We start from the raw sequence: 279 nt of genomic DNA, 5'->3' as shown, positions 1-279 counted from the left end.
CCCCCCCCCCCCCCCCCTCGCAAAGAAGAAAACGCCCCCCTAGATGTAGCTCCGTCTCGTGGGCTCGGAGATGTGTATAAGAGACAGCATCAGCGCCGAGGTGCTCGAGAGGCTCCCGAACCTCAAGGGGGTCCTGCACGCCGCAGGGTCCGTGCGCGGCCGAGGTGACCGCGATGCCTCGGGCCCAGACGGCCGGGTCGAGGTGGCCGCGCAGGTGAACGCGCTGCCGGTGGCCGAGTACACCTTGGCCCTGTCTCTTATACACCTCTGACGCTGCCG

At 68.1% G+C, this 279-nt stretch carries 1 protein-coding gene; it reads left to right on the top strand.

Translation table 11 applies throughout. From position 1 onward, the window contains the following. The first annotated feature begins 70 nt into the window (after positions 1-70). On the top strand, positions 71-271 hold the full coding sequence (locus ACR9ZK_RS21885; RefSeq protein WP_481344060.1) for a hypothetical protein: 201 nt from the start codon (positions 71-73) through the stop codon (positions 269-271). Positions 272-279: the final 8 nt, after the last annotated feature.

This window comes from Monashia sp. HAY1-5C, from assembly GCF_056755255.1.
The sequence above is the reverse complement of the archived record's forward strand: the minus strand, read 5'-3'. Positions and strand labels throughout refer to the sequence as shown.

Bases quoted from the DNA above. Each gene is read 5' to 3' on its own strand.
- ACR9ZK_RS21885 (WP_481344060.1), top strand. From the start codon at position 71: ATGTGTATAAGAGACAGCATCAGCGCCGAGGTGCTCGAGAGGCTCCCG.